Here is a 20,027-nt window from a genome sequence, read left to right as displayed (position 1 = left end):
CAAAAAGCTCCTGTAAAAATTCGTACACGAATTTTTACAGGAGCTTTTTAAGCAATACCTGGCCTAAAAAGGTAGGTTCTACGATCTTATTATTTTTTTACTGGCTTTTTAGGTGCCTGTTTGTCAATGAAGAACTTTGTACTTTTCTCTGCCGTTTTAATGTTCTTATAACTGCTTTTAGGGGATACTTTTCCCATACAATCACCTCCATAGAATCGATCTACTACGACATTATAGCAGATTTTCTATGCTAAATTCAAAATATTCATATCTTCCATCATTTTGCGTACAGCTATGATTTGTCTTCTCTGTTCTCTTTCTTGTTCAAAAACATCGCTCATTTCATAAAAACCCGTTTTTCCTATCAGAAATTGAGATACTTTGTAAGCGCCTTCGGCAAAGGCTTTTTTGGAGTAGGATTGATGAGAGATTTCGATGGAATCATATTCGCCGCAGATGATAACTTTATGCTTTCCAATAATACCGCCTGCTCGAACGGCATGAGTGGGGATCTCATCATTACGATCCAGACCCTCCTGTATTTTCAAAGCAATTTTCTTGGCAGTTCCTGATGGACTGTCTTTTTTCTGTTTATGGTGTTCTTCATAAATTTCAAAATCATAGGAGTTCATTAACTCCGCTGCTATTTCAGTCATCAACATTAACACATTAACGCCATATGTAATATTAGGTGCCAGGACAATTCCAATATTACCTTTTTGTGCTACATTTTTTATTTTTTCCAATTCTGCAGAATCATAGTCAGTTACTGCTGTAACTACACTTACGCCGCACTTTTCTAAGATGTGAATGTTATCAGTTAAAAAGCTTGCGCGTGAAAAATCAATAAGAATATCTGGCTTATATTGAAATAGTTTTCTTTCTAAATGATCGCTGGTTTCAATCATAATTCCTGTATCGTTACGATCCAATACCTCCCCAAGATCCTTATTAGCATTAGTACTATTCGGTCTACACAATACCATGCTAAGCACATTCTGCGAAAGAAGATATTCTGCCACAACTTTCCCTGTTCTACCCAATCCTACTAATGCGATTTTCACCTTATTCGCCCCCCATTTAATATACTAACAATCCTATAATAGCATTAAGTTGTCAGTTAGTCAAACAATATACTTTAAATTCTATAAATGTTAATAAATGGATATAGTTATTGAGATTCAAAAACTTGTATAAAGTAGAGATTATCTTTAAGGAGAACGTTAAACGCAGAGGGCACAGAGATTCACAAAGAACACAGAGAAGTGATTACTGTCCCCTTTTGTGTTCCTTTGTGTCCGCGTAAGCGGCTTCGTGTCTTTGTGTTTCAAAACGGCTATGTTTTAAAAAGACGCACGGGACGTTTCTTATATTTGTTATTTTGTCGTTGTTTCAATAAAATGGGTAATGACATTTCGGTATTCGGCTTGGCTGTCGAAAATGGCCATGGCATGTCCTGTGTCAGGGAAGGTATGGATTTGGCGATAGCCTTTGGTAGCGGCATATAATTGGTGGGACATACTCACAGGAACAAGGGGATCTGTCTCTCCATGTAGATATAAGATGGGTGTAGTGACGGTTTCAACCGCGTGGATAGGAGATACATCTTCATAAAAAAAACGATTTTGGATATAGGCCACTGCGCTGGAATATTTTAATAAGGTTTTGATCCATAGGGGATTATGAGAATTTACGGCGGCACCAATTTGTTTGGTTAGCAAGTCTTCTAAGTTGCTATAAGCGCTGTCAATAATATAAAAATCTACTTGTTTAGAGGATTCATTGAGCTGTGCTTGCATAAGTGCTGTCGCTGCTCCCATGGAGATTCCATGTACGCCAATGACTCCCTTTGGATGCTCGCTGGCCACCCATTTTACCCATCCCTCAAGATCGTATTTTTCATAGAAGCCCCATGTTGTGGAGGTTCCGCCGCTTTCGCCATGGGCTCTTGAGTCATAGATTAAAACATTGTAGCCCTGATCTAGGTAGATATTCACATACCATAAGCTCATTAAGCGGTTGGCAGCAATGCCGTGTACGATAATGACCGTCTTATTAGAAGGCTCTGCATAAGGTAAGTAGGTTCCTTTTAAGTAATAGCCAAAAGGTGACTGGATATTGGTAGAGTGCCAATTTTTTGTTTGCAGACCTCTTTGTAAGCGAGATTTGAGTGGATTGAATCTCTCTAAGCTGGTGCGAGTATTTAATACGCAGAATTCTTTATAAAAAACCGCACCAGCGAATAAACCAGCTACATTTATGACAAAGATGAGAACAATGATAATTACTAACAGCACTTGCCAATGAATTTTGCGTTTATATGCTTTTAATGCAGTATCTTCATACATGGCGCCAGCCTCCAGTGATGTATACTATCTATTATAATTGTAGAAGATGATAAGATAATAGACGTGATATTTTTGTTAAGAAGAATTCCAAAGAATAAAACCTCCGATGCTGTGGAGGTTTTTTTAGGTTTAAACAGAATAAGTAACCTTATAGATTGTACGGACGAGAAAGAGTTGACTGGAGGTGAAGTGTTAAGTGCACTTCAGTCGGCGGTAAACGTATCTGGTGACTTGGGTCACGAGATAAAGTCTAGAGAACATAAGGGAGTAAACGGTATGGCTCAATTTCATAAGGGGAGAAATAATTTAAGCGGAAAGGCCAATCGAAGTCTATTTGCAGGAATCGTACTTTTAGTGCTTGTGTGTATGTCTTTTTATCTAATCTTTGTGCATAAATTGCAGGTAAATCAGTGGTATTATTTAGCGCCGCTGATCATTGCCATTGTTTTATCCAGTTATTATATTAGACGCGGAGTTATATTTCGTTTTGGTGCAAAAGGGGAAACGATAGGCTTAGTAGAAGCACTGCACCTTCCTGAGGATTATCATGTCTTTACCAATGTGAGTATTTCATATCAGAATTATAGTCAAGAAACGGACTTGATTATAGTAGGCATGAAAGGGGTATATGTAGTAGAGGTTAAAAATCACAATGGTCACATTGTAGGAGATGCACAAGATGCGGAATGGACGCAGCATAAAGTAGGGCGAGGCGGCGGAAAATATTCTAAGAAAATGGTCAACCCTGTAAAACAGGTGAAAGGGCAAGTATATAAACTGTCTAAATTTTTAAAGGAACAAGGGATTAATGTATGGGTCGAGGGTATTGTTCTATTCACGAATGAAGCAGTCCATGTAAAGGCTCATAATAGTAGTGTACCCGTTTTATTTCATGATAATCAATTGAATCATTATATTCTGACCTGCAAAAATCGTCAATATTTGAATAAAACCTTAATTCATAAAGTCGTAGAGATCCTTTCTTCCTTGCAGAAGAAGTAGCTGGAAAAAATGGAGTGTTACAATGAAAACTAAGCCCGTTACATTAGAAGATGTCTTAGCAGCAAAAGAAGCTAGGTATAATAGGCAGCAAGTGTTTAAAGAAAAGTATCAAGAGACGATAGTAAGTATTACCTTAAATGTGCCAGGGGCAGTAAAAGACACTCCTGTCTTAAGACGCCTTAGGGATTATGCTGCACAAGAAGTGAAAAAACAATTTGAAATCCTAGGAGAGGAGCAAATCAATTTATCAACAGGTCCGGAAGCCTTACTTGCAATCGACAATGAGGGGTGGTTAGTCAAGAAAGCAGCCGAGAAGATTGAGGAGGCATTTGCTTTTTCTCGGCTATTGGATATTGATGTATTTGACCAAGCCGGTATGCTCTTATCCCGTCGGGATAAGGGGAAAGGGCGGAACTGTTTTGTTTGTGGCGGAGAATTTGTAGTGTGCCGGCGAGAAGGACGGCATAGTATGCAGGATTTGTTGCATGTAGTGGAAAAGCTGTTATATCAATTTAGAGCCTATGAAACCAGGTGTATTAGCCCTGTTGCTGAAAGAATCGGAGCATTGGCGATTGAAGCTATGTTATATGAAGTCACATGTACCCCCTCGCCAGGTTTGGTGGATCGAATCAATAGTGGTGCTCATCGGGATATGGATTTTTATAGTTTCATGGCAAGCTCAGCTTCTCTCGGCAGTTATATGAATCGTTGTGCTCAGGCCGGAATTCTTCATGAAGGAACTGTAGAAGCCTTGCTGCCAGTACTAAGAATTATCGGTTTGGAAGCTGAACACGCGATGCTAGCGGCTACTCGGGGTGTTAACACGCAAAAGGGATTGATTTTTTTACTCGGAATTATGACGGGGATTGCTGGATGGCTTCATGGACGTTCATTGCCTGTAACGCAAAGCACTGTACTAGAACATGCTTCACAAATGGTAAATGGGATTGTAGAAAAAGAATTGGCAGGGGCTATTCATAAGAGTGGGCAAGAACTGACTGCTGGAGAACGATTATATGTTACCTATGGCATTACGGGTATTCGTGGAGAATTAGCAGAAGGTTTACCGTCGGTACGATATAAGGCTTTGCCGGCCTTGCGGGAAGCCTTGGATAAGGGGCTATCAATCAATGACGCTTTAGTACATACGTTGTTGGTGCTTATGACTTGCGTAGATGATACTACCGTCATGCACCGCCATCATCCTGATAAGATGAGAGTATGGGTTCGGGAACAGGCGCAAATGGTAATTGAGGCAGGCGGTATGGAAACTAGTGATGGACGGGGTCGGTGTAAGGCTTTAGATCAAGAATTTATTCAAGAAAATGTCAGTCCTGGTGGCGTTGCAGATTTGTTGGCTGTGACATGGTTTTTGCATTCATTATAACTGTCGTAGAAAGGGAGGGATGGAGAGTAGTATATAATATAGCAAAAATAAAGATTCATGTTTAGAAAAAAAGATAAAGTTTTTCTAAAAGAGTGGCTATTTCCACTTTTATAGTTATGAAAACTGTGGTAGAATAGATAATGAAGCAGCGGAGTTAATGATTACTTAGTGTTGGGGTGGATGCTGAGATAATCTTGGGGGAACTCCGTTGCCCCGAATTTTTATAAATTACTACAGATGTTCTCGCGAAAGCGGGATTTTTTATTATATTTAAGAAAATATAAGTTTTATAGGTGGAAAAGGATACGATTTTATGAACCACAAAGGCACAATGCCGCTATCGCAGCACACAAAGGAGTACACAAAAAATAAAATCCTTTGTGTACTTTGCGTCTTTGTGGTTCGATTCGTTTATCTGCTTTATTATTTTAAGAATTTTAAATAATGTATATAGCATCATGAAATACAAAGAACATGAAGAATAGAAAAAATTCTTCGTGTTCTTTGCATTCTTCGCGGTTCAAATGTTTTTATTCTTTCCGGTATTTTTCTGGCAGTATTTCTTGTGAAAAGTGATCCCAGCCCAGCCTTTCAATAACCTGTCCTAAGCGTTCTTTGCTTTTTCCATGCTGGCGGAAGTAGGCTAATATGCTGTTCACGATAGACGCAATCTCATCGGCAGGTACCTTTTCGGCGACGGGAGTTGCAATTTGTGCAGAAAAGCCTGAGTTGCCGCCAACCACTAAGGTATATCCTTTGGCTGTGCCATACATGCCAATATCTTTAACAAATGGTTCAATGCAGCAATTTGGACAGCCACTAACACCAATGCGCAGCTTACTGGGTAATTCTTGACCGAAGAATTCTTTGTCCAGGGCAAGACCTAAGCCTGTACTATCTTGCAGCGCTCTAGGACAGTCGGGTTTTCCAGGACAGAAAGCAACGGCACGTACTTGTTTTGCAATGAAAGATTCACCTTGGCAGCCAAGTTCGGCTATGGCTTTTTCTCCATCTGCAAGGTTAAGTCCTATAATCGTAATCGTATTTCCCACTATCTTTAATGATCCATTATATTTATCAGCGATATCGGCAATTTGTCTAAGTTGAGCAGCGGTAGTTAAACCACCAGGTATGTGGGGTGTTACGGGGAATTTAATTTTTTTGTTTAGAAAGGGTATGCTTGCTAATGGTATTGTCATGAAAGACCCTCCTTAGATGGTAATGGTGTTTACTTTTTATTATAAGTGGATGTTTGTCACAGTCTGTGACGAATATCACAGTTTAGACATTATTTATTAAGAGATAGCACTCCTCTATTCCTAGCTGGTATGGATAAACATTTTTAAAGGCAGGATTTTGTAAAAATATGGCGAAATGCTATATACAAACATCGCGATACAATGTAGAAAATACTGTTATATATTTAAAATGGAGTGATAGGAATGAAGGGAACAGTTGTTGCCACTTGGATCAGTACTGCTCGTAATGCGTGGGGCCAGGATTTGGTCAACAAAGCAATGGCGAGTGCAGGATGGGCGAAGGATCGTATTGTTGGCCCAACGGAAGACGTTGAGGACAATGGGGTCAAAAAGTTTATAACATCTTTGGCGACTTCCTTAGACAAATCAGAGGATGACATTTGGTTAACCATTGGGAAAGATAACGTTAGAGCTTTCTTAGCTGTCTATCCAGCTTTTTTTCAACAGGAGACCTTGTATTCTTTTCTTAGATCCATGTATGATGTGCATGTAGTTGTTGTACAACGAATTCCAGGTGCTAATCCGCCAGAGATTTTAATTGAACCCATTTCAGAATATGAGGCAATTTTTAGTTATAAATCAAAACGAGGGATGTTTGGTTATCTCAATGGTCTTCTTCTCGGTGGTGCAGAGCATTTTAAGGAGGAGATTAAAACAGAAGTCTTGGAAAAGTCTGCTGAGCATGTAAAACTAAAAATTCGGTTCTCGAAACCTATTACATATAATAAAAAATATCGTGTGAATCAGCTGTTATCTTTTGGTTTTATCAAAAGATTGCCCGTCAAGATCGGCGTAGCGGTTGCTCTCATGACTGCTGCAGCAGATGGGATATTAGCCTTGCTTGGTGTTTCTGTTCCCTTATGGTCAGCTGTGGTTAGTGGGGGGATTGCAGGGATTGTATCTTCCCTTTTGTTAACACCTTTTGCTGCGATCCATGAAGAACTCCAAAATATGCAGGAGCGCAAGTACTTCCATGAAACCAATCTTTATACTGGTGATGAGTTCGAAGGTATTATGCAAGGCTTATCATTGTATAAAAAACGATTAAAGCGTGAGTTTGTAGGATTTAAAGGTACTGGCGATGAAATGAATAAATATGCGGATACCTTTAATGTATTAGCTGATGAAATGAAGGATACTTCCCGGGGTATTTCCGGCGTGGTATATGACGTAGCAACTGCTGCTGGTAATCAGGCTATTGAGACTACTGAGGCAGTTGGTATTTTAAGTGGTAATTTAGAGACTTTAAAAACCTTTGTCGTAGAGCAAAATCGTAACAAAATACAACTAGAAGCAGCCGTATCGGAAATTAATCAAGGTTTTCGAGAGGTAGAGACATCGGGATCTAAGTTACAGCATAGTCTGGAGAAATTCGCTGAAGTGAAAGAGTCGGCCAATAACCTGCAGTCCCAAGCTGCTAAAATTACGGAAATTACGGGGATGGTGGCAGCGATTGCAGGACAGACCAATCTATTGGCCCTCAATGCTGCGATTGAGGCAGCACGGGCCGGTGAGCAGGGCAGAGGTTTTGCTGTTGTAGCAGAAGAAGTACGCAAATTAGCAGAGCAGTCGCATCATCATTCGGATAGTATTACCAGTGATCTTAAGATTTTAATGGAGATTATTAGTGGTGTGGTATCGATGATTGAGGAAGAATATGATGTATTGGCAGTGGAAAGTCATCAGCTCAATGAGGTAGTAGCTAGTAATAGCCGCCATGTAGGTAATGTACAGAATGTCGCTACGAATATTGTAGAGATGATTGGAAAATTGGAATATGAGATGACTGGACTTGGGCAGGTGTATGGGAAAATTGAGTCCTTGGCAGCAATTTCTCAGGAGAATTCGGCAGCGAGTCAGGAAGTCAGTGCATCAGTTCAGATTTATAATGACAAGCTTGTAGATATGATGGAGAAAATTGGTGAATTTAAGGTTGTAATCCAGCATTTCGGGCAAGATATCAATCAGTATCGTACTTGATAAAGCCAGTTGTCTTTATTGAGTAGGTTAGGCAGGAATACGCCTACCTACTCATTTTTTTTTGCGAAAAGCAAATGATTGACAAAATGCATGAATTGGAAAGAATAATAACAAGAAAACTATGGATTTTATTCAATATGTGATATTATTTTTCTAGGAAAACACAAAATCGATAAAATAATGATAAACAGACAATTTTAAAAGAAAGATCTTCCAATGGTGGATCATTTGTATACTGGTATGTAGAGAATATGAAATATATGGAGGATTTGTATGATACGGGAACGGCGCAGTAAAGAAAAACTAATGAATTATTATAAAAAATTTATTGATGAAGGCGTGATGGATCCTAATGTGCATCCATGGGTGGCCGAGTCTTGGGAACAAAGTAAAGAACTGGGGATCACTTCCCAAGTCATGCCGAAATTAGTGAAGCTTTCCAAGGACGAGCTGGTTCGGCGGCAACATTTGCATCATCCTGCTATGGACTATTTGAATGGATTATATAACGAGACACGAGAACATTTTAATGTATATAACTTAAGCTTGCTGTTACTTGATCAAGATTGTTATGTAATGAAAAATTATGCCCTGCCTTTTTTCCAAAAGAGTCCTGGTCAATTAGAGGGGGCCAGGCTTGCTGAGGAAGATATCGGAACGTCAAGTATTAGTATTGTACATGAACATAAATCTCCCTTTTTATTATTTGGTCCGGAAATGTGGATTAAAGAGTGCCAAGACGGTGATGCCTGTTCTGTTCCTATTATGGTAGATGGACAACTTGTATATATTGTGACCATTGTTTCTGTAGAGCAAGAAGAGTTACCTCATAGCGCAGTCGTGTCCTTGCTGCTTAGTATTCGATATGCTATGGAACAACATTTGACAATGCTGGCGCAGCTGGAGGCTCGTCATGTTATTTTGGATTCTGTACCCTTTGCAGTGTATCATATCATACCAGGCGGCGATGTTGTATATAGCAATAAATTGGGGAAAAGCCGCTTAGCGGGTATTGATGCCGTAGGGACGAAGGATGTAGTGGCGAATTTAAATGATGTGGTCTTAAATTATCGACATACACCCTTGTATAAAGGTTTCAAAGGTATACCATCCTATAACAAGGAAGTCACATGGATTACCCAGCGAAAAACCTATGAAGATATTACAACAGTAGTGCCTTTAGAACAGGATAAAGCGGTAACAAGCGTAGTGGCGGTATCATTGCCAATTGAAGATTTAAGAACTCTTGTCGCTCATGCTGTTGGATATAAGGCTAGGTATAGTCTGACCAGTATGGTTGGAGAAACTCCTGTCTTTATTACCATGCAGGAAAAAGCAGGCAGGGTGGCCCGGAATAATCATCATCTATTGCTGCAGGGTGAATCGGGTACAGGTAAACAGCGTATGGCCCATGCGATTCATCAGGCAAGCGGCAGAGCCGCTGGACCTCTTATTTCTTTAAAGTGTGGTGATATATTACCGGAGGTGCTGGAAGAAGAGCTGTTTGGCAGTGGTGAATATCGAGATGAAAGCCGTCCAGGAAAATTGGAATTAGCAAATGGTGGAACTTTATTTTTGGATGAGATCGAAAAGATGCCCATGCATGTGGCAGCTCGTTTAGCAAATGCTCTAAAAACGTGTAAGGTATGCCGTTTAGGTGAAAAGGTGGAGCGTGGTTTTGATATTCGCATTATTGCTGCTTGTGATAGTGATTTAAAGCGGCTCACGGAGAAGGGGGCTTTCTTCTCCCCCTTGCACGAGATCATCTCAAAAAGCATGATTCGTATTCCTCCATTGCGGGCGAGGCGGGAAGATATTCCTCTGCTCGCAGAACATATTATTTGTGAATTAGCGGAACAACATAATATGCCAGTGAAAGAGTTGCAGAGTGAGGCAAAAGAGCTCTTAATGTCTTATGAATGGCCTGGAAATATTAAACAGCTCCAGGGGGTTGCGGAACAAGCCTTCTTTAATACAGAGGGCAATACAATTGCTCTAAAGGACATAAGTTTATTAGGTGAGACTGGTGTCAGCACGGCATGGAAAGAGGATAAGGATATATTTGTTGAGGCTTGGAAAGTTGCTGGCGGTAATATCAGCCGCTTGGCAAATATGCTGGATGTCAGCCGTGTTACACTATATCGATATTTGAAAAAGTTTGGTTTAGACAAAGAATAGTAAAGGTACAGGTGGGAATTGAATGCGACTGAGAAGAAAGCCGTGGGTGGATGCGGCATTGGAAGAATATAGTGATATTGTAGTAATAAAAGAGATACCTTTTGGTGTGCCTGAGCGGCCAGGTTCTAGCCTAGAAAAATTAAATGCACATGAACATCGGAAGGGGCAGTGGCATGAAGTTTTTGGCCGCAAAGCACCTCTTTACGTTGAATTAGGTACAGGTAAGGGGCAATTTATTAGTCAATTGGCTGAGAAAAATCCAAGAATTAATTTTATTGGCATTGAAGCGCAGCAGGATGTCTTATATTATGCAGCCCAAAAAGTGAGAGAAAAGGGACTGACCAATGTTCGTTTGCTGGTGTTTGATATTAATCACGTATTGGATATTTTTGCTCCAGGGGAAGTCGATCGGTTATATATTAATTTTTGCGATCCATGGCCGAAGGTTAGACATGCGAAGCGTCGGTTAACCCATGCAAATTTTTTAAACAAGTATCGGATTCTTTTGCCTGCTGGTGGTGAAATATTTTTTAAAACAGACAACAGACCTTTATTTGAATTTTCCTTAGAACAATTTGAGGCTTGCAATCTGCAGGTCGCTGAGGTAACATTTGATTTGCATAACAGTGATTATCAAGGCAATGTTATGACGGAATATGAAAAGAAATTTAGCGGTATGGGCACACCGATTAATCGGTGTGAAGTAAAATTCCCATAATAGTATATTATAGGATGGTAGATGAAGAGGAGACCTTCTGGGATAGTCGAAGATATGCTATCGTAGAAGGTTTCTTGCTATGTCCAAGAAAAAGGAATATAACATACATATGCTGTTGATAGTTACGTTCATGGGCTGAATAAAATTAGATTTGTATAGGAACATAGTTGCTTTTTTGTTGCTGTGACGTTAAAAAAGGTAGAAGTACAATTTAAGAGGAGGACTTTGGTTATGTATAAGGACTATCATCTTACGGCGGTTTTAACTTTAGGCTTGATGATGGCTCCGTTGGCTGGTCTGGTAGAAGCAAATCAAATCGATTACGTATCAAAACCCGTCTACAATCATAATGGAGAAATTATTGGTTCCACTCGGGGCGTAAACGCTGTAATTTCGAGGCAATGGCTGCCAGAGGGCTATCAGGTCTTGGATGTGCAGGAAGGAGATGTCAATGGTGATGGAGTCTCTGATACGGTATATCTGATTGGACATAAGCAGGAGGACTCTTCGTACTATGTGGATTCGATGAAGCTGATTGTCGAGAATGGGGCTGATCAAAAACGAACCGACGTAGTGTTGGATAAAATGGGTGGTTATCAGGCTGAATTATTATTAAGAGATTTTACTGGTGATAAGACTGTTGATGCCTTAGTGACTACTGCATCCGGCGGCAGCGGCGGCTGGTATTATAATCAGGTTGTTACATTGGGCGATAAACCATCCATTCTTTTTGGTGAGAAAGAGAACAATACAGGTTCTATATCCGGTCAATTCCTTGATGGATTTAAAGTGGAAATCAATGGCGGTGTTGGTTCAGGTGTGACGATGGATGTTAGTGATCGTACAGCCGATTATCTTCGTTTGGGTCTTTATAATGAAGAGGGAAAGCTTCAAAAGCAAATAAAGCTCATGGTGACACCTTTTGGCAGGCTGGAACCAGTTGATACGAACCATGACGACATTTACGAATTAAAAGGTATACAGCGCATCTCCGGTGCTTACAACGCTGATGGCCTTGCCAATGTGGAAACAGTGCTGTCTTACACCGGAAGTTTCTGGCAAGCACAGTCGGTCAATCTTCGCATTAATCTCCATCCCAAAATGCTGCAATCACATACTTAAACCTGGATTTAATCCCAACGATAAGTGCGACATAGCCGCTCTTAACTCTCACTGTTATAGAATGGGAGTTTTAGAGCGGTTTAGTCATCGATAAAAATAAAACTGCTAGGTTCCATTTTTTTATGACAGAATTTAAAGTTTCGGCATAGAATGTAATAAATGTGTAGTGGGATCAAAAAGGGAGAGTGTTGCTATGTCGTCGCGTCAACTCATGTCATATATGGTTCCTGAGCCCTTGGAACCACTCAACTTAGAAGAAGTAAAATTTTGGATACGGATTATGGAAGAGCATGCTTTATTTATTAAGTCGGGGCTGCCTTGTGATCAGGAAGATTTTATTGATGATGCCCAAGCTTTTTACCAGGAGTTTGAGTCTTTGCGCGTACGGGCAGAGCGATTGCAAAATGACAAGAAATTCATGGAGCTAGTGACTGACACCCAGGCCTTATTAAAAGAGTTTTATACGTTTAAGCGTGATTTATTACATCGCATGTTAGAGTGCAAGCTGGGTGGCTATAACTTTCCGTTACTTCTTGATCATATGGCACGCGAAGCCGAGTATTTTATGCGCCTGTTAGATAAAATTAAGAATGGAAAAGTGGCTTTGTCTGGGGGCGCAAGGGCACAGGAAAATGTATTTTGGCTGCGAATTATGGCAGACCATGCTAAATTTATTAGTCATTTATTAGATCCATCAGAGCGGAACCTAATTCAAACAGCCAATAGCTTTTCTCAAGAATTTGATGATCTTTATCTGCAAGGTCGTGACTTTTCTAGTATGCTGCAGGGCTATCCGGAAGTAGCTTCGTTCAAACGTTTCCTGCAGGATGTTCGTGCTGCTGTTTTGCGCATTAGAGATTTTAAACGTGCTGCTGAAGAGATGATCAGAGAGTGTCGGTTAGTCGGTTTGATCCCGGCTCTACTAGCCGATCATGTAAGACGAGAAGCCGATCATTTTCTCTTAATTTTGACAATGATGGAAAAAGGAATTATGAAGAACACAACGGCAGCATCTTTAGAATACTGTGAGCCTTCTTCGATGTCTAACCTTGCAGATCTGGAGAAATGCTCCATACCTGGTATGATGAATTCGGGGCGAGAAGAAGAGGTTTTACCAGAGCCAAAAGAAAGAGAGCCAAAAGTAGAGGAGGCACCACAAGAGAAAATCAGTAATAAAGTAAAAGGAAATAAGGAACAAAAACATAGCCATTTCGAGAGCAAAGGAAAAGCCGTGGAAGAGAAGCTAGTTCTAGAGGATATCCTGATTGAAGAAGAGGATGATACCTCTTCTACAGTACAGGTGATTGATACTAAAAATAGTGATGCTAAATATAAATGGAGTGGCAAGTGGCCCCGTCAATTAGGGAAGAAAAAGGATTGAATACTTATAGTTAACGAATAAAGACTTGGCGTTATGCCAAGTCTTTATTCGTTAACTGGATGGTTGTAGTTGTATCGAGATCCGTAGGAAGAATCGGTACAATCGCGATATAGCCTAACAATTCACGCTTTGTATCTGTAACGGATAATAGGCGGCCATTGGCTAAATCAATCATGCTAAGGTCAGCAAAAATATGGCTGGTAGCGATAGCTAACTGACTGCCAGGTACAATATGTAGGCAGGATATAGAACGATTCAGCTCAATGAGGCGGGAAATGGATGCAGTGGTAAGGTCAATCACTGTAATAGAGGCACTTTCTTCATTGACAACATAAGCAGTTTGCTCATTAGGAGAAGCTGCAATGTGGGAAGGATAAGCAGGACATGAGGTTTTATTCTTGGGGTATAAGCAGCTTTGCGACGTCATGGACGCAGGAGTTGTTTCCGTTGCCTTTATGATTGTGAAGATCATAATGCCTTCCAGGGTAAATGTTGTACTAGTAAAAGGTACTAGAATATGTTCATCGCCATGAAGAATTACGTTAGTGGGGATTCCCGGTAAAGAGTATTCCTGTAGTAACTGACCTGCAGGGCTAAAAACTGCCAGCGTACCTTGATTGTCATGTTCCCAGACGCTGTAGATAGCATCATGATCAGCAGCGAGGCCAACACAGGCAGCTTCTGCTGGATTTCCCCAGGCTGTTAGGGACATACTCGGTATGGTCAGAGAATATAATCCGCCATTTGGATCTGCTATATAGGCATAATTTCCTTTTGGTGCGAGTGTAAATTGCGTAGGAGGAGGCAGCTCTATCGGTAAGCGGTAGACGGATTTTTGTTCCAAATTTCCTACGAAGAGCGCGCCTTTCCCATTCGTTTTTACTACAGGCATATAGACTTTACTCTGGTCAGATGATAGCAGCAGCTCGGTTGGGGTGTACTCTGGCGGGTAGGGCATTTCAGCGATGATTTCTCCTTGTTGACCATCAACGAGCAGTAAAGCATGAGTCGTATCATCAATTACAACGAGTTGATAGGGTTGGATTTCCATGTAATCACCTCGGTTATCCCAATTTATAAATGCCGATTTCCTTATATAATATTCTAAAATCTCAATTTGGTTATTGGGTCTAGGGGATTAATTTTGTATAATAGGGATATTGGGTAGTGAAGGAGAAACAAAATGAAGTTATCTCAATTATGGCGGAGCAATGCTGAAGCTGTTATATGCATTTCCATGTTGTTATTTTTGATCGGTACAGTAAATATTTTCAGTGCTAGTTTTGTAGAAGCTGGCCAACAAATGGGAGATGGTTATTATTATTTAAAAAGGCATCTGATTTCCTTTAGTATTGGAATCGTGGCGATGCTGGTTATCAGCAGAATCGATTATCATCGATTCAATCGTTTTCTTTTCCCATTCATGTTATTAACAGTCGGTTTGCTAATTGCGGTACATTTTATTGGTATTGAAGTGAATGGTGCACGGCGTTGGTTAAATATTGGCTTTCAATTCCAGCCTTCGGAATTGGCAAAACTGACCGGCCTTATGATTACTGCTGGATTCTTAGGTCCGCTAATTGACCGTAAGCGCAGAATTACGCTGCTTTCTGCACCTTTCTATATTGCAGCAATATTAGGAATGATCGTATTAAAGCAGCCGGATATGGGGACGGCAGTCATTATCGTTGGTACAAGCCTTATGTTGTACATCATTGCCGGATTGCCAAAACAGCAGTTGTTAACTTTAGTGGGCGGCGGCATTGCCTTATTTATATATGCAACCTTTGCAGCCAGCTATCGGGCGGAGCGTATCGCCGCATGGATCAATCCTTGGGATTACCAATTGGGTATCGGTTATCAGACGGTACAAGGTCTGCTGGCAATTGGTTCTGGCGGATTTTGGGGAACGGGGCTTGGTATGGGATCAAGTAAATTTAACTATTTGCCGGAAGCTCATACCGATTTTGCTTTTGCTGTATTATGTCAGGAAATGGGATTTATCGGTGCTCTAGGGGTATTATGCCTTATGGGCTTATTAGCCTATTACGGTGTGCGCATTGCCTTGAAGGCTCCAGATGGATTAGGTAAATTATTGACGATGGGCAGTATTTTTTTAATCCTAGGACAGGCCATTATTAACATCTCTATGGTTTCAGGTTTATTTCCAGTAGTTGGTGTGCCACTGCCTTTTATTAGTTTCGGAGGTACATCATTAATTGTTAATTTAATGGCAATTGGTCTGATTCTGAGTGTAGGGCGTCAGGCAGATGGTGTTGTACTTCAAGATACTGCACCAGAGCCAGATGCCAGCCGCAGCACTCGTTTAAAATTAGCGAGACAAGCCAGAAACTTAAACAGAGTTAAATAATGTGAGAATGTTAAACAGGCACAAGCCTACGAACTATTAAATATTGTCTATCACTATGCAATATATTACTGAAAATGCTTTTGTATGTGTTTGTTTATCTGATAAAGTTCTACTTGTAATATCAAAATTTATAAGTTTACAGGGTGAAAATAAATAGCGCGTCTACGTTTTTTTCTGATAGTACAGAATCTGATAATCCTATTCTAAAAAAATACAATATCTATGGTGAATAGAGACGGCTGCTAAGCCGTCTCTATTCACCATCGTATAACAAAGTATAAATTTATGAAGGATGTGGGATAACATACTAGGGAGGTGAGAATGCTATGTTTGGTCTTATTCGTATAGGAGCTTACTTAGTAAGTGGATTAACAGCATGGCAATTTTTCCAAGGTGACGCAGATGGAATCAATTCATTACACAAGCAGCTGGCTCTTGATCCAGCTCGCGGCATGCTTTTCGGTGTATGTGCCGGGGTTAGTAACTATACTGGCATTGATGTCAGTCTCATTCGATTTGCCTGGGCGTTGTTAGTCTTATACCGCGGGGCGGGTATCTTATTATACATACTTGCCTTTCTGATTATGCCATCCATTGGCTAATCAGTTTTTTATAAGTATAGAAAATATAAATTTCTAAGGAAAACGTTAAACGCAGAGGATACAGAGATATACAAAGAACACAGATTGGGGGGTTATTCTCCTCCAATCTGTGTTCTTTGTGTCCTAGTAAGCGGTTTTGTGCTTGTGGTTCAAAAACGACTATGTTCTAGCATTTTTCTTATTTTAAGTCACATACAGTGACACCATTACATAAAATGTAATAAGTAGTATGAGGGGAGGATGGATCAGTGAAAAGGAATGTGGATGATGCGCAGGTTGAAGAAAAGGACGAACGAATTGAAGAAAATGATGAACGGGAAGAGCTGGAAAGGGACAATATGAATATGTGGAATATGAATGATACATGTAATTGTCAAAAGACAAGCGCAAAGATGATGTTAGCCCATGCATACGTTCCATGGCAGTGCTATGATGAAGCTTTTAGTCCTCAAGAGGCGTTAAAGAAGGGAACCTTATTCCCGAGCTTATATGGTGTATATCCGATACCAAGGTAACATTGGGAGGTGAAAGCAGTGAATTGTGAAAAGCAAATGAGTATGCTAAAGAAAATTCAAGAAATGCAATTTGTTGCTGTAGAACTTAATTTATATTTAGATACTCATCCTTGTGATGTAGAGGCGATTAATGATTTCAACTGTGCCGTTCAAATGCTAGAAAAACGTAAAAAAGCTTATCAAGATGAATTTGGACCTCTTTTAAATTTTGGATTTGGCGGATATTCTAAAGAACCATGGCAATGGGTGGAAAGTCCCTGGCCGTGGGAAATATAGATGGGGGAATTGCATAATGTGGATATATGAAAAAAGTTTACAGCACCCCGTAAAAGTAACTTGTCCTGACGTAGGTTTCGCCAAGCTAGTAGTTACCCAATATGGAGGTCCAGATGGCGAGCTAGGTGCATCCTTGCGATATTTGAACCAACGATATTCTATGCCGACAAATAAAGCAATCGCCTTATTAACGGACATTGGTACAGAAGAGTTGGCGCATATGGAAATGATCGCAGCGCTGGTATATAAACTGACTGAGGGAGCAAGTCCTAAAGACTATGAAGCAGCAGGGTGGGGAGGTCATTATGTCCAGCACAATCATGGGCTGTTTTGGACAGATGCGAATGGCGTTCCCTGGTCGGCGCAGTATATAGCTTGTCTGGGTGATCCGATAGCAGATTTAACTGAGGATATGGCAGCGGAGCAGAAGGCTCGCGTTACCTACGAACATCTCATTGAGATGACAGATGATCCTTGTGTAAAGGATATGCTGCGCTTTTTATGGCAAAGAGAAGTAGTACATTTCCAACGATTTGGTGAATGTTTGAATGATATACAGGAACATATGGGAAAGAAGAATATGTGGTGTGGGTGCACAGTAGAGAAATAAGGATGAAAATAACCGCCTTAGTGAGGAGACAATCTTCTTGCTAGGGCGATTTTGTTGAATATGACCGGCAAGAACAAAAACCGAACCAACCAGAACGTAGTGAAAAGGACCGACAAGAACGGGAACGTGCTGAGAAGAAACGACATGAACAAGAAATGAAGCGACGTCCTCATGAAACAGAAAATCAATGGCACGAAAGGCAGAAATGTGAAAAAGAACGCCATGAAATAGAATTCCGTAAAATACGGGAAAATAGATAAGATCAAATAGCAAATGAAATTGCAGCTCCTTCAAGGAGCTGCAATTTGCATAATCATTATAGTTTAGCATTTGCCTTTAAAATTAGGTGGATGGCTTTTAAAATAATTGCGTATATTCTATTTCCATTTTTCGAATCGGGATATTGCCTGTAATGGTTTTTACGTGACTATATTTCACAGCTAATCGATTGGACGGAGTTAGCGCATGAATAGTAGATAGCTGGAAGCCGCGGATACCATTATCGTAACCCCCTAGGCTGGATTTTCCTTTTGGAACAGAGTTATCGAGTAATTTTCCAATAATTAATTTAATCGTTTGCTGCTTAGTCGGGTAGTATTTCATGCCCAGAAGAAAAGCTTGATTTTCAGTGGGAGCGGAGGAATGAATCAGCTCAGTAAGCCATTCTGCTTTGCCCATGGGTGAACTGATGCTGAATCCCGAAAAATCATCAGCCTTTGTTGGTAGATTTGGTATGCGTAGATAGCTAAATAATAATCGGATACTGCCGGAATAACGAGCCCATTCCATTCCAAAAAAATTGCGGGATTGATTATCGTCAAAAAGAGCTGAATCAAGGCGGCCGCTAGACAGATGATAAGCATTGTGGCCTCTTTTATCACGAATATCAATACCCTGTAACATTCCTTCGCCAACGTTCAAGCTATTATCGAACATAGCTCCAGATGCACCCTATATAAGTCTCTTGGCTGCCGATCGTAACCGTTGTACGGGCATTCTTCCATCGTAGGCCATATTGATCAATTGCCGTTTTAGCTGAATCCGCCGCATCACCGCTATAAGACTGATGACCTAAACGCAGAAAAAGTGAGGTTCGTGCAGAGAGTGGAGCTGTTCCAGTTAGACGTATCGTCCGTTCGACAAAGTCCATATTGGCAATATTGGGATGTTTGTATTGGCGTGATTCGTATTTGACAGTTGTTTTCCCCTCCATTATCAGTTGCTGAGCTTGTGCAAGATTGGGTAAAGAGAGTAAAAAAATAAGGAGTAGGAGATAGGTCATCACTTCATTCCTTTCGATAATAATTGAATATAGTCATATGCTTCTTAGACTAATGAGTATTCTAAGAAGTAAGAGAAAAATCCTTTTTGGTTTATTTGTTTAATAGGAAAACCTATAAAGATCCCCCTCTTTTACTATATTAGGGAAGAAAAAACAATGAAAATATGCTGATGTGGATAATGGAGATTTATAGTATAATATATCATAAGAGAATGCTTGGCTTTGTAACAATATTGGGAGGCGAATATGTGATTAATATTTTGTTAGTTGGTGGCGGTAGAGGTGGCGTTGGGATTATAGAAATGGTGAGTCAAGTACCGGACATAGAAGTTGTCGGGGTTGTGGATGTAAAATCAGATGCTGTAGCAATTCAACTGGCACAAAGATTAGGAATCCGTACCTTTGCAGATGTTCGTGACGGTCTTAAAATGCCAACAGTTAATGTAGTGCTAAATATTACCGGCAATCAGAAAGTAAATCAATTAATTGAAGAACATAAATCGCCGAATGTCAAAGTGGTAGATGATTTTATTACGGGTATGTTGTACCATTTAATTAAATCTCAGGTTTTAATGAGCGAAGAATTGAATGAGAAGGTTGCTGTGTTATCACAATCCGTAAGTGAAGCTAAAAGTCATATTAATAATACTCACGAAGTGATTGATTTTATTAATAAGGTATCCCAGCAGACGAATTTACTTGGTTTAAATGCAGCGATTGAGGCAGCTCGGGCGGGCGAACATGGCAGAGGTTTTGCAGTCGTAGCCACTGAAGTCCGCAAGTTATCGGAAGATAGTGTAGAGGCAACCAAAAAGATTAATGATATCTTAGGAAATATTGAAATGTCCATGCAGCATATTATTACTGGTATTGAAGAAACGGCTGCAGTAGCAGAAAAACATACAAAAAGAGAATTAATTACAGGCGCAAGCATATAGTAAAATGAGATAGCCTTCGAGCAACCACAGCTCGCGGGCTCTTTCTTTGAATGGAGGC

General features: G+C 40.3%; 19 protein-coding genes. 13 read left to right on the top strand and 6 right to left on the bottom strand.

The window, feature by feature from the left end; all coding sequences use genetic code 11:
• Nucleotides 1-245: 245 nt before the first annotated feature.
• Together dapB and LMF89_RS08085 are read right to left on the bottom strand one after the other, a co-directional pair.
• Nucleotides 246-1,064 (bottom strand): 4-hydroxy-tetrahydrodipicolinate reductase, encoded by an 819-nt coding sequence (dapB, locus tag LMF89_RS08090; protein ID WP_229534592.1) that lies wholly within the window; start codon nt 1,062-1,064, stop codon nt 246-248.
• 312 nt (nt 1,065-1,376) lie between these two features.
• Complete coding sequence (locus LMF89_RS08085) at nt 1,377-2,348, bottom strand: alpha/beta hydrolase (protein ID WP_229534591.1); 972 nt, start codon at nt 2,346-2,348, stop codon at nt 1,377-1,379.
• Nucleotides 2,349-2,537: 189 nt separating this feature from the next.
• On the opposite strand from LMF89_RS08085, the gene LMF89_RS08080 reads away from it, so the two are divergent.
• Complete coding sequence (locus tag LMF89_RS08080) at nt 2,538-3,350, top strand: nuclease-related domain-containing protein (RefSeq protein WP_229534590.1); 813 nt, start codon at nt 2,538-2,540, stop codon at nt 3,348-3,350.
• Between the two features lie 22 nt (nt 3,351-3,372).
• Nucleotides 3,373-4,737 carry a triphosphoribosyl-dephospho-CoA synthase CitG gene (gene citG / locus LMF89_RS08075; RefSeq protein ID WP_229534589.1) on the top strand — a complete coding sequence of 455 codons (1,365 nt, stop codon included), beginning with the start codon at nt 3,373-3,375 and terminating at the stop codon, nt 4,735-4,737.
• 530 nt (nt 4,738-5,267) lie between these two features.
• Here the strand turns inward: citG and LMF89_RS08070 are convergent.
• Nucleotides 5,268-5,936 (bottom strand): ferredoxin-like domain-containing protein, encoded by a 669-nt coding sequence (locus LMF89_RS08070; protein WP_229534588.1) that lies wholly within the window; start codon nt 5,934-5,936, stop codon nt 5,268-5,270.
• Nucleotides 5,937-6,179: 243 nt separating this feature from the next.
• On the opposite strand from LMF89_RS08070, the gene LMF89_RS08065 reads away from it, so the two are divergent.
• The 5 genes from LMF89_RS08065 (at nt 6,180) to LMF89_RS08045 (ending at nt 13,375) form a co-directional block, all read left to right on the top strand.
• Nucleotides 6,180-7,976, top strand: a complete 1,797-nt coding sequence (locus LMF89_RS08065) for a heme NO-binding domain-containing protein (protein ID WP_229534587.1) — start codon at nt 6,180-6,182, stop codon at nt 7,974-7,976.
• Nucleotides 7,977-8,249: 273 nt separating this feature from the next.
• The gene (locus LMF89_RS08060; RefSeq protein ID WP_229534586.1) at nt 8,250-10,154 is read left to right on the top strand and encodes a sigma 54-interacting transcriptional regulator; all 1,905 of its coding nucleotides are present in this window, start codon (nt 8,250-8,252) and stop codon (nt 10,152-10,154) included.
• A 22-nt stretch (nt 10,155-10,176) separates the two neighbouring features.
• Nucleotides 10,177-10,872, top strand: coding sequence for a tRNA (guanosine(46)-N7)-methyltransferase TrmB (trmB, locus tag LMF89_RS08055; RefSeq protein WP_229534585.1), 696 nt, complete (start codon nt 10,177-10,179; stop codon nt 10,870-10,872).
• 231 nt (nt 10,873-11,103) lie between these two features.
• A complete protein-coding gene (locus LMF89_RS08050; protein WP_229534584.1) occupies nt 11,104-11,994 on the top strand; it encodes a YybI family spore inner coat protein in 891 nt (296 codons plus the stop codon).
• A 193-nt stretch (nt 11,995-12,187) separates the two neighbouring features.
• Nucleotides 12,188-13,375, top strand: coding sequence for a DUF2935 domain-containing protein (locus LMF89_RS08045; RefSeq protein ID WP_229534583.1), 1,188 nt, complete (start codon nt 12,188-12,190; stop codon nt 13,373-13,375).
• 31 nt (nt 13,376-13,406) lie between these two features.
• On the opposite strand, the gene LMF89_RS08040 is transcribed toward LMF89_RS08045, so the two are convergent.
• The gene (locus LMF89_RS08040; protein ID WP_229534582.1) at nt 13,407-14,426 is read right to left on the bottom strand and encodes a YncE family protein; all 1,020 of its coding nucleotides are present in this window, start codon (nt 14,424-14,426) and stop codon (nt 13,407-13,409) included.
• 132 nt (nt 14,427-14,558) lie between these two features.
• Between LMF89_RS08040 and LMF89_RS08035 the strand changes: the two genes are divergently transcribed.
• From LMF89_RS08035 to LMF89_RS08015, 5 genes are all read left to right on the top strand, one after another.
• Nucleotides 14,559-15,746, top strand: a complete 1,188-nt coding sequence (locus tag LMF89_RS08035) for an FtsW/RodA/SpoVE family cell cycle protein (RefSeq protein WP_229534581.1) — start codon at nt 14,559-14,561, stop codon at nt 15,744-15,746.
• A 326-nt stretch (nt 15,747-16,072) separates the two neighbouring features.
• A complete protein-coding gene (locus LMF89_RS08030) occupies nt 16,073-16,348 on the top strand; it encodes a PspC domain-containing protein (protein WP_229534580.1) in 276 nt (91 codons plus the stop codon).
• 248 nt (nt 16,349-16,596) lie between these two features.
• Entirely contained in the window at nt 16,597-16,863 is a 267-nt protein-coding gene (locus tag LMF89_RS26180) for a spore coat associated protein CotJA (protein WP_229534579.1), read from the top strand.
• Between the two features lie 18 nt (nt 16,864-16,881).
• Nucleotides 16,882-17,139 carry a spore coat protein CotJB gene (locus tag LMF89_RS08020; RefSeq protein WP_229534578.1) on the top strand — a complete coding sequence of 86 codons (258 nt, stop codon included), beginning with the start codon at nt 16,882-16,884 and terminating at the stop codon, nt 17,137-17,139.
• Nucleotides 17,140-17,155: 16 nt separating this feature from the next.
• Complete coding sequence (locus LMF89_RS08015; protein ID WP_229534577.1) at nt 17,156-17,749, top strand: manganese catalase family protein; 594 nt, start codon at nt 17,156-17,158, stop codon at nt 17,747-17,749.
• A 357-nt stretch (nt 17,750-18,106) separates the two neighbouring features.
• On the opposite strand, the gene LMF89_RS08010 is transcribed toward LMF89_RS08015, so the two are convergent.
• Together LMF89_RS08010 and LMF89_RS08005 are read right to left on the bottom strand one after the other, a co-directional pair.
• A complete protein-coding gene (locus LMF89_RS08010) occupies nt 18,107-18,685 on the bottom strand; it encodes a hypothetical protein (protein WP_229534576.1) in 579 nt (192 codons plus the stop codon).
• Nucleotides 18,675-18,899 carry a hypothetical protein gene (locus tag LMF89_RS08005; RefSeq protein ID WP_229534575.1) on the bottom strand — a complete coding sequence of 75 codons (225 nt, stop codon included), beginning with the start codon at nt 18,897-18,899 and terminating at the stop codon, nt 18,675-18,677. Before LMF89_RS08005 ends, LMF89_RS08010 begins: the two co-directional genes overlap by 11 nt.
• Before the next feature lie 380 nt (nt 18,900-19,279).
• Between LMF89_RS08005 and LMF89_RS26060 the strand changes: the two genes are divergently transcribed.
• Nucleotides 19,280-19,969, top strand: coding sequence for a methyl-accepting chemotaxis protein (locus tag LMF89_RS26060; protein WP_229534574.1), 690 nt, complete (start codon nt 19,280-19,282; stop codon nt 19,967-19,969).
• Nucleotides 19,970-20,027 lie beyond the last annotated feature (58 nt).

The organism is Pelosinus baikalensis, assembly GCF_020819555.1.
Taxonomy (GTDB): domain Bacteria; phylum Bacillota; class Negativicutes; order DSM-13327; family DSM-13327; genus Pelosinus; species Pelosinus baikalensis.
This window is presented reverse-complemented; position numbering and strand designations above follow the sequence as displayed.

Excerpts from the sequence above, each read along its gene's own strand:
- LMF89_RS08085 (WP_229534591.1), bottom strand. The coding sequence starts at position 2,348 with ATGTATGAAGATACTGCATTAAAAGCATATAAACGCAAAATTCATTGG.
- citG (WP_229534589.1), top strand. The coding sequence starts at position 3,373 with ATGAAAACTAAGCCCGTTACATTAGAAGATGTCTTAGCAGCAAAAGAA.
- LMF89_RS08070 (WP_229534588.1), bottom strand. The coding sequence starts at position 5,936 with ATGACAATACCATTAGCAAGCATACCCTTTCTAAACAAAAAAATTAAA.
- LMF89_RS08065 (WP_229534587.1), top strand. The coding sequence starts at position 6,180 with ATGAAGGGAACAGTTGTTGCCACTTGGATCAGTACTGCTCGTAATGCG.
- LMF89_RS08060 (WP_229534586.1), top strand. The coding sequence starts at position 8,250 with ATGATACGGGAACGGCGCAGTAAAGAAAAACTAATGAATTATTATAAA.
- trmB (WP_229534585.1), top strand. The coding sequence starts at position 10,177 with ATGCGACTGAGAAGAAAGCCGTGGGTGGATGCGGCATTGGAAGAATAT.
- LMF89_RS08050 (WP_229534584.1), top strand. The coding sequence starts at position 11,104 with ATGTATAAGGACTATCATCTTACGGCGGTTTTAACTTTAGGCTTGATG.
- LMF89_RS08045 (WP_229534583.1), top strand. The coding sequence starts at position 12,188 with ATGTCGTCGCGTCAACTCATGTCATATATGGTTCCTGAGCCCTTGGAA.
- LMF89_RS08040 (WP_229534582.1), bottom strand. The coding sequence starts at position 14,426 with ATGGAAATCCAACCCTATCAACTCGTTGTAATTGATGATACGACTCAT.
- LMF89_RS08035 (WP_229534581.1), top strand. The coding sequence starts at position 14,559 with ATGAAGTTATCTCAATTATGGCGGAGCAATGCTGAAGCTGTTATATGC.
- LMF89_RS08030 (WP_229534580.1), top strand. The coding sequence starts at position 16,073 with ATGTTTGGTCTTATTCGTATAGGAGCTTACTTAGTAAGTGGATTAACA.
- LMF89_RS08015 (WP_229534577.1), top strand. The coding sequence starts at position 17,156 with ATGTGGATATATGAAAAAAGTTTACAGCACCCCGTAAAAGTAACTTGT.
- LMF89_RS08010 (WP_229534576.1), bottom strand. The coding sequence starts at position 18,685 with ATGTTCGATAATAGCTTGAACGTTGGCGAAGGAATGTTACAGGGTATT.
- LMF89_RS08005 (WP_229534575.1), bottom strand. The coding sequence starts at position 18,899 with ATGGACTTTGTCGAACGGACGATACGTCTAACTGGAACAGCTCCACTC.